The 14,724-nt window shown below is 43.5% G+C and carries 15 protein-coding genes; all 15 read left to right on the forward strand.

Annotated features, from left to right (window positions below):
• The first annotated feature begins 281 nt into the window (after nt 1-281).
• The 15 genes from ACFRAK_RS01600 (at nt 282) to ACFRAK_RS01670 (ending at nt 14,654) form a co-directional block, all read left to right on the forward strand.
• Nucleotides 282-644, forward strand: coding sequence for a Na-translocating system protein MpsC family protein (locus tag ACFRAK_RS01600; RefSeq protein WP_076368224.1), 363 nt, complete (start codon nt 282-284; stop codon nt 642-644).
• Nucleotides 645-699: 55 nt separating this feature from the next.
• Nucleotides 700-1,497 carry a formate dehydrogenase accessory sulfurtransferase FdhD gene (fdhD, locus tag ACFRAK_RS01605; RefSeq protein WP_260286273.1) on the forward strand — a complete coding sequence of 266 codons (798 nt, stop codon included), beginning with the start codon at nt 700-702 and terminating at the stop codon, nt 1,495-1,497.
• A 145-nt stretch (nt 1,498-1,642) separates the two neighbouring features.
• Nucleotides 1,643-2,515 (forward strand): LysR family transcriptional regulator, encoded by an 873-nt coding sequence (locus ACFRAK_RS01610; RefSeq protein ID WP_394571201.1) that lies wholly within the window; start codon nt 1,643-1,645, stop codon nt 2,513-2,515.
• Nucleotides 2,516-2,670: 155 nt separating this feature from the next.
• On the forward strand, nt 2,671-3,597 hold the full coding sequence (locus ACFRAK_RS01615) for an AEC family transporter (protein WP_387704286.1): 927 nt from the start codon (nt 2,671-2,673) through the stop codon (nt 3,595-3,597).
• 159 nt (nt 3,598-3,756) lie between these two features.
• Entirely contained in the window at nt 3,757-4,779 is a 1,023-nt protein-coding gene (locus ACFRAK_RS01620; protein WP_387704285.1) for a Bug family tripartite tricarboxylate transporter substrate binding protein, read from the forward strand.
• Between the two features lie 56 nt (nt 4,780-4,835).
• Nucleotides 4,836-5,291, forward strand: coding sequence for a tripartite tricarboxylate transporter TctB family protein (locus tag ACFRAK_RS01625; protein WP_387604121.1), 456 nt, complete (start codon nt 4,836-4,838; stop codon nt 5,289-5,291).
• A gap of 18 nt (nt 5,292-5,309) precedes the next feature.
• Nucleotides 5,310-6,836: a tripartite tricarboxylate transporter permease gene (locus tag ACFRAK_RS01630; protein ID WP_387604119.1), complete on the forward strand. Its 1,527-nt coding sequence runs from the start codon at nt 5,310-5,312 to the stop codon at nt 6,834-6,836.
• A 79-nt stretch (nt 6,837-6,915) separates the two neighbouring features.
• The gene (locus ACFRAK_RS01635; protein WP_387604117.1) at nt 6,916-8,505 is read left to right on the forward strand and encodes an ATP-binding protein; all 1,590 of its coding nucleotides are present in this window, start codon (nt 6,916-6,918) and stop codon (nt 8,503-8,505) included.
• Nucleotides 8,505-9,212: a response regulator gene (locus ACFRAK_RS01640; protein ID WP_260286267.1), complete on the forward strand. Its 708-nt coding sequence runs from the start codon at nt 8,505-8,507 to the stop codon at nt 9,210-9,212. The genes ACFRAK_RS01635 and ACFRAK_RS01640 overlap by 1 nt, the downstream gene beginning before the upstream one ends.
• Nucleotides 9,213-9,472: 260 nt before the next feature.
• The gene (locus tag ACFRAK_RS01645; RefSeq protein ID WP_387604114.1) at nt 9,473-10,594 is read left to right on the forward strand and encodes a sensor histidine kinase; all 1,122 of its coding nucleotides are present in this window, start codon (nt 9,473-9,475) and stop codon (nt 10,592-10,594) included.
• Nucleotides 10,595-10,606: 12 nt separating this feature from the next.
• Nucleotides 10,607-11,215, forward strand: coding sequence for a response regulator (locus ACFRAK_RS01650; protein WP_387604112.1), 609 nt, complete (start codon nt 10,607-10,609; stop codon nt 11,213-11,215).
• A 119-nt stretch (nt 11,216-11,334) separates the two neighbouring features.
• Nucleotides 11,335-11,856 carry a peptide-methionine (S)-S-oxide reductase MsrA gene (gene msrA / locus ACFRAK_RS01655; RefSeq protein ID WP_387604110.1) on the forward strand — a complete coding sequence of 174 codons (522 nt, stop codon included), beginning with the start codon at nt 11,335-11,337 and terminating at the stop codon, nt 11,854-11,856.
• Nucleotides 11,857-11,992: 136 nt separating this feature from the next.
• Nucleotides 11,993-12,688 (forward strand): response regulator transcription factor, encoded by a 696-nt coding sequence (locus ACFRAK_RS01660; RefSeq protein WP_387604108.1) that lies wholly within the window; start codon nt 11,993-11,995, stop codon nt 12,686-12,688.
• Complete coding sequence (locus ACFRAK_RS01665) at nt 12,685-14,040, forward strand: sensor histidine kinase (RefSeq protein ID WP_387704282.1); 1,356 nt, start codon at nt 12,685-12,687, stop codon at nt 14,038-14,040. Before ACFRAK_RS01660 ends, ACFRAK_RS01665 begins: the two co-directional genes overlap by 4 nt.
• Before the next feature lie 65 nt (nt 14,041-14,105).
• Nucleotides 14,106-14,654 carry a PepSY domain-containing protein gene (locus tag ACFRAK_RS01670; RefSeq protein ID WP_387704280.1) on the forward strand — a complete coding sequence of 183 codons (549 nt, stop codon included), beginning with the start codon at nt 14,106-14,108 and terminating at the stop codon, nt 14,652-14,654.
• Nucleotides 14,655-14,724: the final 70 nt, after the last annotated feature.

Genomic DNA, 14,724 nt, shown 5'->3' on the forward strand with positions numbered 1-14,724 from the left:
CCTCCGGCTCTGAACGGAAATGTAGGTCATGGTGGAATAGTTTAATAGCAAAGCTTGCCAATATACCAATCCATACCATAATGGATGATTTTTAAAAAAGATAGGACACAACAGTACACTATTATGCTCCCAACTTTCCTCTTTGATAGTATACCTTTAATTTTAGCAAGAAACAATCCTGGAAAGAGGCTATCATTCCCAAATTCCTTTCGTTTTTCTTCGCGTTGATTTATGATTAGAAAATTGAGAACTTAATTTTCTTGAATTGGAGTGACGTAACGGTGTCAAAGGTTATCCATGAATTCAATGATATGATTCGTAAGCTGCGCAAGGAATTATTCGGTAAAGGACCAGAACGCATACACACGGTTTTCGTGGAGAATATGGCCGTTTCTACGTTATATGGGAATTTGACTCCTACGGAAATGTTTATATCAAGATCGGAGGAAGGAAGGGACATGGTCCATTCTGCACGTACCAAAATGGTTCAGGATGTGTATTCGGAGAGTCCTCCTGATGGAATGGAGGAACTGGTTGGGGCTAAACTGGTCCATTTGTTTTCAGATATCAAAATCAAGGAGAACATAGCGATTTCCGTATTCGTATTTGATAAGGATATAGCGGACAAACTCAACGGGCATTGACCACGTTCCTTACATAGTGGTCAATTGGCTCCTGGATAGTAAAAGGAGTGGGAACATGAAAGCGATTGAAAGCAAGAGGGACATCATCCGGATAACCAAAGGCAACATCGGGCGGACGGAAGATACGATCGTAACGGAGTATCCCGTCACTGTCAAAATAAATGGCCAGGAATTCGTCACGATGGTTTGTACACCTGAATACATCGAGGATATGGTGATTGGCTATTTGGCTTCGGAAGGCATCATCAAAAAATATGATGAGATAAAAGAAATCTGGGTCCAGGAAAAAGAAGGCTTTGTTCATGTGAAGACAGATAAAGTGAATCCCTACTTCCAGGACTTTCAAAATAAACGGTATATTACATCATGCTGCGGAATGAGCAGACAAGGGTTCGTCTTTGTGAATGATGCTTTGACTGCCAAGAAAATGGATAATGTTTCGGTGAAACTGACTCCCGATGACTGCTTCCGCTTGATGAAGGATTTACAAAATTCCGCTGTCACCTTCCAGAACACAGGAGGGGTCCACAATGCCGCTTTATGTGATGTCGATGGCCTCGTATTAAGCAGGATGGACATCGGCCGACATAATGCCTTGGACAAAATATACGGCCATTGCTTGAAAAATGGTATTTCGATAGAAGGGAAAGCTATCGTGTTCAGCGGCCGGATTTCATCGGAAATTCTCTTGAAGGTGGCGAAAATCGGCTGTGAACTGATCCTTTCGAAGTCCGCTCCAACTGAATTGGCTTTGGAATTGGCTGAAGGATTGGGAATCACCACGGTCGGGTTCATTCGTAATGATTCACTGAATATCTATACATGCCCTGAAAGAATACAATTGAATGACTGAGCGTGAAAGATGCCGCTCCTAAGGCGGGCTGGAGAATGCGCTTTGGGAAAGTCCTTGCCGGCATGGCTTGGATATATCCAACAAGCCTTATGTTATACAGTTTCGATAGGACATTCAAGGAAAAGGCGGTATCGGGGGAAGGGTTATGAATGAAAGGGATTGGCATATTTTAAAGGTGTTGCATGAGCATAAGAATATTACTAAAACGGCGCAAAGTTTATATATATCGCAACCTTCTTTAACGAAACGAATTCAGCAAATAGAGAAGGAATTCAATCTAAAGATTGTGGAGCGGGGAACAAGGGGAGTCCAGTTCACCCCTCAAGGGGAATATTTGGCCAACTGTGCAGATGAGATGCTGATCAGGCTCCGGCAGATAAAAGAGACAGCGTTCAATATGGGTCAGGAGATCAGTGGGACATTACGGCTGGGTGTTTCCAATTATATCACGCTGCATAAATTGCCTGGCCTGTTGAGATTATTTCGTGAGCGATATCCTAAAGTGGATTTCAATGTGACGACTGGTTGGAGTAAAGAAGTGCTGAACCTCATTTACAAGGAAGAAGTGCATGTAGGGATCGTTCGGGGGGACTATCAATGGGCAGGGTCAAGGCACCATCTTTTTGAGGAAACGATTTGCATTGCTTCCAAGGAAGAAATCGAAGTCCGGGACCTGCCTTTCTTGCCGAGGATCGATTATGGGACGGACGCCCTTTTAAAAACAATGATCGATAATTGGTGGAGAGATAATTTTTCAGGACCGCCTTTGGTTGGGATGGAAGTGGACAAAGGTGATACATGCAAAGAAATGGTCAGGAATGGCCTGGGATATGGCATCCTTCCCAGTGTTTTATTGGAGAAGGACCAAAGTCTAAGTCAGATGGACCTTAGGGATAAGCAGGGTAATCCCCTTATCAGGAATACGTGGATGCTATATCATGAAAAGTCACTGGAATTAAAACTGGTCAAAGCGTTTGTCGAATTTGTCAAAGACGTCGATTTCATGAGTGATATTTAACTGGAAGCGCAGATATCTCTGTGCTTTTTTTGTCATTCCTTTTATGAATGGATAACGATAATTTATTGGTATTTTAACTATGGTTATCCCGGGATTATGATAGATGGGAGATGTAAATCATCATGAATTTGCCTTAGGAATGGAGAGGAAGTCATGTGAGTGTCCTGTTTCTGATCGTACTGAATGTCATTGTGCCCGTCTTTTTCCTAATAGGGGCTGGGGCCATCCTGCATCGTAAATTCAAGTTGGATATGAATACGCTATCTAAATTGAATCATTTCCTGCTCATGCCGGCCATTAGCTTTGTCAATATCTATCAAAGTAAAATGGGCGGGGGGATGATCGTCCAGATATTCAGCTTCCTTGCCCTTCAAGCAGTAAGCCTTATCATCGTGAGTACAGTGATTGCTAAACTTGCCAGGTTTGATCAAAGTCTTTCTGCCACGTTTAAAAATAGTGTAGTCCTGAATAACTCAGCCAATTTCGGGTTACCCGTAAGCCAGATGGTTTTTAATGGGAATCCTCTTGGCCTGTCGATCCAAGTCATCGTGATCATTTTTCAAAACCTGTTGACCTATACCTATGGATTGATGAATTCCGTTTCCGTCCATACAAAAAGTGCGAAGGGCGCCATTCGCGAGTTCTTGAAGAACCCCGTCATTTATGCTTTATTACTCGGTTTTCTATTACACTCCGCTTCTTTCGACATTCCGCTGTTCTTATGGACCCCGATTGAAAATATCGCGAGTGCTTTCATAGCCATTGCCTTGATCACATTGGGTGCACAGAGTGCCTATTTGAAAATTACGCAATTCCCGCTTCCGCTTATCCTTAGCTTGATTGGCCGGTTAATACTCTCGCCATCCATCGCATTCCTTATCATCCTCCTGCTGGGCTTGGAAGGGACTGTCGCTCAGGGATTATTTATCGCAAGTTCATTTCCAACATCGAGAAACAGCGCATTATTCGCTTTGGAATATGACAACCATCCGGAGTATGCGGCACAAGCAGTCTTGATGTCGACTTTATTCAGCAGTATAACGGTAACGATGGCCGTCTATCTATCAAAAATACTATTCTAGCAGGGCTGCTCTTAATGGGCGGGCCTTTTTCCCATGTCTCCCGATAAAACTTTATGAACAATATAGAGGTTATGGAATTTATGCATCTTAGGTTAATAATCAAAGAAAAGGAAGATATTTTTGTAGAATCAAGAAAACGCTTTCAAAAGGAGGATTATTATGTTTTCTCGTAAAAAGATTTCAGCGGTCATTTTGGCAGGTTCGTTAGCTTTAAGTTTAGGTGCATGCAGCAGTTCGGATACATCAGGAGAAAAGAAAGAAAGTACAGGCTATCCGAAAAAATCCATATCGGTCGTTGCTCCATCGGGCGCAGGCGGGGGATGGGATTTAACCGCCCGTTCATTTACAAAGGTCTTGAGTGAGACCAAACTGGTGAACCAGCCATTGACCGTCGAAAACAAACCCGGTGGCGGGGGCGCTGTATTCATGGCGGATTATGCAACACAGCAAGCGGATAATAATGACATGCTGTTCGTGAATTCACCGCCTGTCATCATCAATAACCTTAAAAAAGAAGGCAACAGCCCTTATGGGTATAAAAATACGACCCCTTTGGCGCAGCTGACAAAGGATTATGGGGCGATAGTGGTAAAGGCGGATTCCGAATTCAAGGATTTGAAATCAGTGCTGGAAGCGGTGAAGAAAGATCCGCGTAAGCTGACGTTTGCAGGAGGATCGGCTCCGGGATCCATGGATCATTTGATTTCCATTCTTCCAGCCTATGAATATGGCTTGAATCCAACAGAACTTAAATACGTTTCGTATGACGGGGGCGGGGAAGCGATTACGGCCTTGCTTGGCGGTAATGCGGATGTGATCGGAACGGATGCATCCAGTGTCAGGGAATTTTTAAAAGCAGGGAAGATTAGAGTGTTGGCCGTAACCTCGACTGAACGTTTGGGTGGCGATCTTAAAGACATACCGACGGCAAAGGAACAGGGTGTTGATGCTGAATTCACGATTTGGAGAGGGGTTTTTGGACCTCAGAATATGTCTGGTGAAGCGAAAACCTTTTGGGACGGAACCATTGCGAAGCTAGTTGAAACTTCTGAATGGAAGAAGGAAGTGGAAGTTCAAGGATGGGAACGGGAATATAAAAATAGTGAAGAATTCAGCAAGTTTTTAGAAGAACAGGAAAAACAGGTGCAGCAATTATTAGAAGCGTTAGGCATGGAAAAATAATCGGGGAGAAGGAGGTGCTTCACCTTCTTCTTGTTTTCTGAAATGGAGGGATTAAGATGGACGTGAAATTTGATCGCTTTGCATCTGTAGCCTTTCTGGCTGTCGGGGTGCTGTTCATGATAGGAAGCAGGAAACTGGCCAGTTCTTCTTATGGAAGTTCGGTAGGACCGGACATTTTCCCTTTTGTATTGGGGCTCGTTCTCGCTGTTTTAAGTATTCGCCTGTTCTATGAGGCATTTCGGGGCAAGGTGCAGGAATCGGGTAAAGGAAAGCTGGAATATAAACCCTTTATCATCATTCTGCTCTCCACCCTGATTTATATTTTGACATTGGAAACGATAGGATATGTCATTACGACCTTCCTCTTTTTGTTTGTTTGCTTTCAAACGATGGAACGGAATAAGTGGATGACATCGCTCCTCATTTCCGCAGGATTTTCCGGAATCATCTATTATTTATTCGTGAATGTTTTAAAGGGAACACTGCCGGGTTGGCCAATCTGGTTTTCATAAAAGGAAGGGGGATGTGAAGTGGGCACTTTTGATTATTTATTGCATGGTTTTGAAACGGCACTAACTTGGTATAACATCCTTTTTGCATTTGTCGGAGTATTGATCGGTACGGCTGTCGGCGTTTTGCCGGGGATCGGGCCGATGAGCGGAGTGGCTCTTTTGATTCCGGTAACCGCTTCGATTACAGGGGGACTTCCACCAGAGCAAGCGGCAACAAGCGCCATCATTTTACTTGCAGGTGTTTATTATGGAGCGATGTATGGAGGATCGACAACTTCAATCCTATTGAATACACCTGGCGAATCCTCTTCTGTCGTCACCACATTGGATGGTTACCAAATGGCGAAAAAGGGAAGGGCCGGGAGTGCTTTATCCATTTCGGCAATCGGCTCCTTCGTCGGAGGGATAGTCACCCTTATCGCCATGATTGCCTTGGCACAGCCATTATCGACGATTGCCATTAAATTCGGTCCGGCGGAGTATTTTTCACTCATGCTTCTAGGGTTGGCGGCCGTCAGCGGCCTCGCGGGAAAATCCGTAACCAAGGCACTGATCATGACGGTTTGCGGTTTGCTGATCGGGACGATAGGCATCGATAATGTATCCGGGATCGCCCGTTTTACATTCGGCATACCTTGGCTTTATCAAGGGGTCGAGTTCCTGACGATCGCAGTGGGTCTATTCGCACTTGGAGAGGTATTCAAGACAATCTTGGAAAAAGAAGAGGATGATGGGGACATTGCTAAGATCAAAAATTTGATTCCTTCCAAAGAAGAATTCAAGGAATCCGCCGGTCCGATTGCGAGGGGGTCGCTCTTAGGCTTCTTTGTAGGGATCTTGCCGGGTGCAGGGGCTACTCTTGCTTCGTTCTTCTCATATCTTATGGAAAAAAGGATTTCAAAAAAACCCTGGAGATTTGGCACAGGCGCGATCGCTGGGGTGGCTGGACCTGAAACGGCCAATAATGCGGCATCTGGCGGAGCGATGATTCCATTATTGACGCTGGGAATTCCGGGTTCCGGTACAACGGCGATTTTAATGGGTGCGCTCATGATGTACAATGTTCAGCCAGGTCCATTATTATTCGAGGACCATCCTCAGGTAGCTTGGGGGCTTATCGCCAGTATGTTCATCGGGAATCTGATGCTGCTGATCCTTAATCTCCCGCTCGTTAGGGTTTTTGCGAAAATCATTGAAACGCCAAAGAAATATTTGATTCCGCTCATTATCGCGATTTCCATTTTTGGCGTTTATGCGGTACAAGTATCGACTTATGATTTATTGCTATTATTAGGGTGCGGGGTCTTGGGATATTTCTTAAGTAAAAATGATTATCCAATCGCCCCATTGGTATTAGGGCTGGTTTTAGGACCGATGATAGAAAATAATATGCGCAGGGCCCTGACGATATCCGATGGGGATTACAGTTTGTTTTTTACCAGGCCGCTTTCCCTGACATTCCTGATCATAACGGCATTATGGCTGCTCATTCCGGTTTTGCTTAAAAAGAGAGGGAAGGATGTTGTCATCAATATTGAAGGTTAACTCATATTTTCCGAATGTTGTGAAAAAACTCCTTTTTTAAAGGGGTTTTTTTTTATATGATGTAAGTAGAGGTGATTGAATGCGTTTACACACCAAGTTGATGCTGGGGATCTGTACGTTAATCATCTTAATGGGCGGAATCTTTGAAGTTATTTTTATAAATATCCTGGAAAATAACCTGAAGCAGGAAACAGGGGAAAAAGCATTGTCGGTTGCCCAGACCATTTCTTTGCTGCCTGAAATTAAACAAGCTTTTCGAACGGATAATCCCTCTGTAATCATCCAGCCCATCGCGGAAAGGGTTCGCAGGCAGATCGATGCGGAATTCATAGTAATAGGCGATAAGAATGAAACACGACTGTCCCATCCAAATCCCGACATGATCGGGAGGAAAATGGTAGGGGGAGATAACGCCGAGGTGTGGGATGGGAAATCCATCATCACGGAGTCCATTGGGACATTGGGTCCTTCCATAAGGGGGAAAGCCCCAATAATCGCAAATGAAAAAGTCATCGGAGTCGTCTCTGTTGGCTACCTTCAGGATGATATTGAAAAAGAAGTGTCCAGTATACAAAGAAAGATTGTCTGGATCATTTCTTTTATATTAATCGGCGGTTTATTGATCGCCTTTTTCATTTCATTCAATATAAAAAAGGCGATATTGGGTCTGGAGCCGAAAGAGATTGCCTGGATGTTCCAAGAGAAGCATGCCATTTTGGAATCCATTCATGAAGGCATCATTGCCATTGATGTTCATGGGAAAATCACGGTCGTCAATGAAACGGCGCATAAAATCCTTCATATCCCTAAAGACGTCATGCTTCGCGGGCAAAAAATCGAAGAAGTCATAACGCATACACATTTGCTGGATGTAGTCAGCACGGCACGGGCCGAGTATGATCAGGAATTCATGATTGACGGTGAAGTTTTTTTGGCAAGCCGGATTCCCATTTTGAATGGACAGGGTGAAATCATCGGTGCCGTTGCAAGTTTGAGAAATAAATCGGAACTATCCAATCTCCTTCAGGAACTGTCACATGTAAAGGCATATGCAGAAGGGCTGAGGGCCCAGACACATGAATATTCGAATCGGCTCTATACTTTGCTAGGCCTGATTCAACTTGGTTCATATAAAGAAGCGATGGATTTCATATCGAAGGAAGTCGATGTCACCCAAGGCTTCATTCACTTTCTAATGAAGGAAATACCTGATCCGATTATTGCTGGGTTCATCTTAGGGAAGGTGAGTTTGGCGAGCGAGCTGAAAATTGATTTTACAATTGATAGAGAGAGCAGTTTTAAGGATATTCCGCCCGAAATAGATCGGGATTTATTGGTGACGATCATCGGCAACCTCATCAATAATGCCTTCGAAGCTGTACGGGAAAACGATAGGGAGGAAAAAAGGGTATCGTTGTTCGTCACGGACTTGGGTAAAGAGTTGATCATAGAGGTTGAAGATAATGGAAAAGGGATGAATCCAGATGTTACCGAACTGATTTTCCAGAACGGTTTTACGACGAAAAGCCTTCAAACCAATTCAGGTATAGGTTTGAGACTTGTTCAGGAAGCGATAGATGGATTAGGGGGGTATATCACTTTTTCGACAAAAGAAGGGGAATATACGATTTTTACTGTAGCACTGCCAAAAAACAGAGGGGTGATTTGATGATGGCCAATCGCGATATAGAAGTTTTAATCGTAGAAGATGACCTGCGGATTGCCGAGATACAAAAGCTATTCATCGAAAAGCTTGAGGGTTTTCAAACGATAGGGATCGCCTCAAGCTATGATGAAGCTAAAAGCTTCATTGAAATCATGCAGCCGGATCTATTGCTTCTCGACATGTATTTTCCGGATATGAATGGGCTCGATATCCTGAAAGAAATCAAGCAGCAAAGCAAACAAATGGATGTCATTATGATAACGGCGGCTAAAGAAATAGAAAAAGTCCAGGAAGCCATCAAAATCGGCATATTTGATTATATTATCAAGCCTGTCGCATTTGAACGTTTCAAGCAGTCTTTACACAGATATCAAGAGTATCACATTAAACTGTCGGAATTGGAAAAGGGCAATTTTCCAGTAACACAGCAACAGGTTGATAAGCTTTTGCGAAAAGAAGTGAAGGAAAATGAGAGGGAACAGTCTTCACTGCCAAAAGGGATCGATCGGATGACTTTGGAGAAGGTGATGGCTGTGTTGGGGAAATCCTCCCCTGGCTTAACGGCCGAAATAGTGGCAAAGGAAATCGGGGTGAGCAGGACAACGGCAAGGCGTTATCTGGAGCACTTGATGTCAGAGGAAAAAATTGATGCCGATTTAACATATGGTACGGTAGGACGCCCTGAACGGGTGTATGCCATCAAGTTATAAATGGGTTCGCCAAACGGCGGATCTTTTTTTGGCTATATGATGGTTTTCACCACGTACAATCTTAGTCCTTGCGTACCAAAATGTTACGGAAGGCTTAATGGCAAAAACAAGACGCCTGTCGTTTTAAAGAAAACAAAATCAATAATGAACGTCCAGGTTTCAATAAACTGTTCATCAAAAAACCATACAATTCCCATTGGATGGTTTTTTGATGAAACTCCTTAGTATATACTAGGATAAAAAGAAATAGAGGCGGCGCCATGCAAAGTTGGTATCATATCTTTCCGAAAAACACAGGGCTGAGCCCTTATGTCTGGATCATTTTTTGTATCCTTCCTTTTTATTTCATCTTCAAATCCTCTTCGATGTTGGAGATAGTCTTTGGAATCGTCATGATCATTTTGTTTTTCATATCATATGGTCTCTCATTCGTTTCGAAGGGATGGCCCGTATACGTATGGACGGCGATACAAATAGTCATATCCATATCCATGACCATATTTTTCAGCTACATTTACTTTTCGCTGTTTTTAGCATTCTTTATTGGGAATGTTCAAAATAAGGTTGGTTTTTTCGTATTATATTCGATCCAGCTATTGGCTACCATCGTGTCGGTCAATATTGGATTCATCATGAAGGACCCTACATTCTTTTCGCAATTTCCCTTTATGCTCATTTGTGTGGTAGGCGTGATCCTGCTCCCATTCAACACATATAATCGAAATAAACGGGGCAGGCTGGAAGAACAATTGGAGGACGCACATAAAAGAATATCAGAGCTTGGCAAAATTGAAGAACGCCAGCGGATTGCCCGTGACTTACATGATACACTTGGACAAAAGCTGTCTTTGATTGGCTTGAAAAGTGACCTTGCAGGGAAATTGATCGATTTGAATCCGGAGTCGGCCAAGAAGGAAATCAAGGATATCCGTCAAACGGCGAGGACGGCACTCAAGGAAGTCCGTGAAATGGTGTCGGAAATGCGTGGGGCCAAGCTTAGCGATGAAATCATCCGGGTCAAGCAAATATTGAAAGCGGCAGGGATAGAATTCAATTTGGAAGGCACCACGGAATTGAAAGATACCCCATTGCTTGTTGAAACGGTTTTAAGCATGTGCTTGAAAGAAGCTGTGACCAATATCGTCAAACATAGCGGAGCCGACTGCTGTCATATCGTCATTGAAGAATTACAAACAGGGGTGACGATCACAGTACAGGATAATGGAGTGGGGCTTTCACATAGATCAGAGTTTTTTAAAGGCAATGGGCTTCATGGAATGAAAGAAAGGCTTGAATTCGTTAATGGCAGCCTGGATATTCAAACGACAGATGGAACGACGCTTTATATAAGGGTTCCGAATGCGATAAAAAATAATGGATAGGAGAGATTGACATTGATTCGAATCGTAATTGCCGAAGATCAGCGGTTGCTGCTTGGCGCGCTAGGTTCCATCCTTGATTTGGAAAGTGACATGGAAGTTGTAGGAAAAGCGAGCAATGGGGAAGAAGCAATGAATCTCGTCAATCAATTAAAGCCGGATATCTGCATAACCGATATTGAAATGCCAGTTAAAACCGGGCTCGATGTAGCCGAGGAGATCAAGGATCAGGGCCATCAATGCAAAGTCATCATTTTGACCACTTTTGCACGTCCTGGGTATTTTGAAAGAGCCAGAAAGGCAGAAGTAGGTGGATATCTGCTGAAGGATAGCCCAAGTGATGAGTTGGCGAATTCGATCCGTGTCATCATGGACGGGCGGCGCGTTTATGCCCCTGAGCTGGTGGATATGGCTTTCGAAGAAGAAAACCCTTTGACTGAACGAGAGTGCCAAGTGCTCAAATTGATTGCGGATGGTAAGACAACAAAAGAAATCGCAAGCCAGCTTTATTTGACTAACGGAACGGTTCGTAATTATATATCGGTCATCCTTGATAAATTGGATGTAAGCAACCGCGTTGAAGCGATTGTAAGATTCAAGGAAAAGGGCTGGTCAAAAGATTGATCAAAGGTAAATCAGTTTTGGCGCATTTAATGGCGGCTTCTCAAATCAAAAAAGCACAGTGTCAGGATTGGAATATGGTATATTAATTTTTATTACATACAGGAAAGGGGCTGGCCATTATGCAAAAGGCTACATTTGCTGGAGGCTGTTTTTGGTGCATGGTGACACCATTTGATGAACTACCGGGGATTGGGGGAATCGTATCCGGTTATTCGGGAGGACATATTGAAAACCCGACTTACGAGGAATTGAAGACGGGAACTACGGGACATTATGAAGTCGTGGAAATCACTTTCGATCCTCAGTTATTTCCTTATGAAAGATTGCTGGAACTATATTGGCAGCAAATTGATCCTACCGACGATGGCGGTCAATTCCATGACAGAGGAAGCCAATATCGGACGGCCATCTTCTATCATGATGAAGCTCAAGAGAAACTGGCTCTTGAATCGAAAGAAAAGGTAGCAGCCAGCGGGAGGTTCCAGAAACCCATCGTAACGGAAATCCTTCCGGCCCAACCCTTTTATCCTGCCGAAGAATACCATCAAGGCTATCATAAAAAAAACAAAGATGACTATAAAGCGGACCGTGCGAAATCGGGCCGCGATGAATTCATTAACCAGCATTGGAACGGTGAATGAAAAGGATCGGGTGTGTTTTCACACCCGATTCTTTTTTTGACCTTTTTTAAAGGCGCAAAAATTAAAGTCATAGAGTTCAATTTCTCATGATATTTTCATATTTCTTCAGTACACTAAGGGGTAGGTGGTGATGATCATGAATAAAAGAATTTTAATTATAGAAGATGAAGAAAAAATTGCGAGGGTTCTCCAGCTGGAACTTAATCATGAGGGTTATCAAACAGAATCGGCATTTACCGGAAAGGCAGGTCTGGAAAGGGCAGAAGCCGAGGAGTGGGATTTAATCTTATTGGATGTGATGCTGCCCGAGCTGAATGGCATAGAAGTACTTAGGCGTTACCGGAAAAAGAATGGATCAACACCGGTCATCCTTCTAACCGCAAGGGATGCTGTGCCAGACAAGGTGAATGGCCTTGACCATGGTGCAAATGATTATGTAACGAAACCGTTTGAAATCGAAGAGCTGCTCGCACGGATCCGTGCTTGTTTCCGTACCAATGTACGGGAGCGCCAACCAGAAGTGGAAGTGGATGAACTAAAGATTCATGATCTGAAGTTGAACCTTGGTACAAGGGACATTCACAGGCAAGGCAAAAGGATTGAGCTGACTTCCCGCGAGTTCGATTTGCTGGTTTATCTTTTGCAAAATAAAAATCAAGTACTTTCTAGAGAGCAAATCCTGACACATGTATGGGGATATGATTTTGCAGGGGATACGAATGTGGTTGATGTGTATATCCGTTATTTACGCAAAAAAATAGATTATCCCTTTGACCTGCAGCTCATTCATACTTACCGCGGTGTAGGTTACAGCTTGAAGGAGCCAGTATGAAGATCCGGACGAAGATCCAAACGTATTCCAGTCTTTTTTTAAGTGTCATGCTTATATTGTTGAGTATCATCGTTTTAATCGCCTTCCTTTGGATATCAGTAGAAAGGGAACGGGACCTGCTTGAAAATCAAGCTTCATTAATTGAAGAAAATATCTTGGCGAAAGATTTGATCTCCGGTGATCCCGCTTTAATGGAGCCGTATATCCCTGACGATGGAATGGTGCGGATATTCGATACTGATGGAAGGTTGATAAAATCATTTACCGATGAAGAGGACCTTGAGGGGCTTGCGGTTAAAGCCATTAACGAGAAAGGTTATGATTTTACCAAAGCTGACGGGGAATATGTCATGACCTACCGTTATCCTTATCCTGATGAAGGGAAGAAGCTAGGGATGATCGAGGTCACACAGCCGCAAGATACCCTCCTTGATAATTTATCGGTGCTTGCCCTCGTTTTAGGCGGTGCATCGCTTTTTGTCATTCTTTTATCCATTCTTGCAGGTAAATGGCTGGCCAACCTGATCCTCAAACCGATATCGATCATGAGCGGAACGATGAAGGATATTGAGAAAAGCGGGGACTTCAAACGGATACCGCTATCGGACCAATCAAAGGATGAGCTGCAGGTGATGGGATTGGCATTCAACAAGATGATGGAAAGGCTTGAGCGGAATTATAACCAACAGCAGCAATTCCTTTCAGATGCTTCACATGAATTAAAAACACCGATTACGGTCATAGAAAGCTACTCTTCCCTATTGAAACGCTGGGGAATGAAGGATGAGGCGATTCAGGAAGAGGCGGTGGAGGCAATCCATCATGAAGCCGTGCGGATGAAAAAGCTGACGGAACATCTTCTGCAGTCTGCCTCCCAGACGGAACCTTCAGCAGATGTGGAAGGGAAAATAGAACTTATTTCGTTTTGTGAAGCGATTGCCCAAACATTCAGAAGGACGGGGAATCGTGAAATAACGATAGAATCAGAGTTTAAGGAAATATATGCAATGACTATTTCCAGTAAGCTTGAACAGGTGATTGTCATCCTATTGGACAATGCTATGAAATACAGTGACTCAAGTATACAGGTCATGATAAAACGGCAGGCCGATGAAATTATCATCTGTGTGAAAGATCGCGGCGCAGGGATATCACCAGAACATCTCCCGCATGTATTTGAACGTTTTTATCGCGTGGATTCATCGAGGGCAAGGAAAACGGGAGGCAATGGACTCGGGCTTTCCATTGCCCGGTCGCTTGTCGAGTCATTCGACGGTAAATTGGAGATCCAAAGCGAAGTGGGAAAGGGAACGTTGGTGACGATTACTCTTTCTCATCAAATTCTAATCTAACGCTCATGTTCATTTCATGAAGGATGCTTATTATTAAGGTAATAACTTAAAGGAGGAATTCATTCATGAAAAAACAGTGGAGTACGATTAAAGAAGGTATCATTCAAAGGAAAAAGGTGATCATGACGGTGTCAATGGCCTCCGTTTTACTTTTCGGCGGTGCTGCTGGAACGGCGGTATATGCAGTCAATAAGGGTAACCTATCCGAGGATGAGGCTGTCAAAATGATTTCAGAAAAACTAGGCGGGGAAGTCACTCAATTTGAAAAGGATTGGGACCAGCCGATGACCTATGAGATGACCGTTAAAACGAAAGAAGGCTATCAAGAAGTTGACGTTGATGCTGAAAAGGGAGAGATACTTTCTCAGGAAATGGAAGACAGTGACGATGACGATCTGAGCAAACAACAAGCGGCGGAAACTGTAAAAGTCAGCAGTGATCAAGCCGAAAAGATTGCCTTGGAAGCGGTGGATGGTCAAGTAACGGACATGGAGCTTGATTCGGAGAATGGCACCCTTGTGTACGAGCTGGAAATAAAACAAGGACAAAAGGAATATGATGTAGTGGTAGATGCCACTACGGGAAAAGTATTGAAAAACCAATTGGATGATTAATCGATGGTAATCTGTGATCTAAGAATGATCATGAACTGAAGTGCATGAAAGGATTTGCCGAATGGCAGAT

It is taken from the genome of Peribacillus sp. NPDC056705 (assembly GCF_043656335.1).

What these genes read in the sequence shown, in the direction of transcription:
- fdhD (WP_260286273.1), top strand. Translation starts at nt 700, where the DNA reads ATGAAAGCGATTGAAAGCAAGAGGGACATCATCCGGATAACCAAAGGC.
- ACFRAK_RS01610 (WP_394571201.1), top strand. Translation starts at nt 1,643, where the DNA reads ATGAATGAAAGGGATTGGCATATTTTAAAGGTGTTGCATGAGCATAAG.
- ACFRAK_RS01620 (WP_387704285.1), top strand. Translation starts at nt 3,757, where the DNA reads ATGTTTTCTCGTAAAAAGATTTCAGCGGTCATTTTGGCAGGTTCGTTA.
- ACFRAK_RS01625 (WP_387604121.1), top strand. Translation starts at nt 4,836, where the DNA reads ATGGACGTGAAATTTGATCGCTTTGCATCTGTAGCCTTTCTGGCTGTC.
- ACFRAK_RS01635 (WP_387604117.1), top strand. Translation starts at nt 6,916, where the DNA reads ATGCGTTTACACACCAAGTTGATGCTGGGGATCTGTACGTTAATCATC.
- ACFRAK_RS01640 (WP_260286267.1), top strand. Translation starts at nt 8,505, where the DNA reads ATGATGGCCAATCGCGATATAGAAGTTTTAATCGTAGAAGATGACCTG.
- ACFRAK_RS01645 (WP_387604114.1), top strand. Translation starts at nt 9,473, where the DNA reads ATGCAAAGTTGGTATCATATCTTTCCGAAAAACACAGGGCTGAGCCCT.
- msrA (WP_387604110.1), top strand. Translation starts at nt 11,335, where the DNA reads ATGCAAAAGGCTACATTTGCTGGAGGCTGTTTTTGGTGCATGGTGACA.
- ACFRAK_RS01660 (WP_387604108.1), top strand. Translation starts at nt 11,993, where the DNA reads ATGAATAAAAGAATTTTAATTATAGAAGATGAAGAAAAAATTGCGAGG.
- ACFRAK_RS01665 (WP_387704282.1), top strand. Translation starts at nt 12,685, where the DNA reads ATGAAGATCCGGACGAAGATCCAAACGTATTCCAGTCTTTTTTTAAGT.
- ACFRAK_RS01670 (WP_387704280.1), top strand. Translation starts at nt 14,106, where the DNA reads ATGAAAAAACAGTGGAGTACGATTAAAGAAGGTATCATTCAAAGGAAA.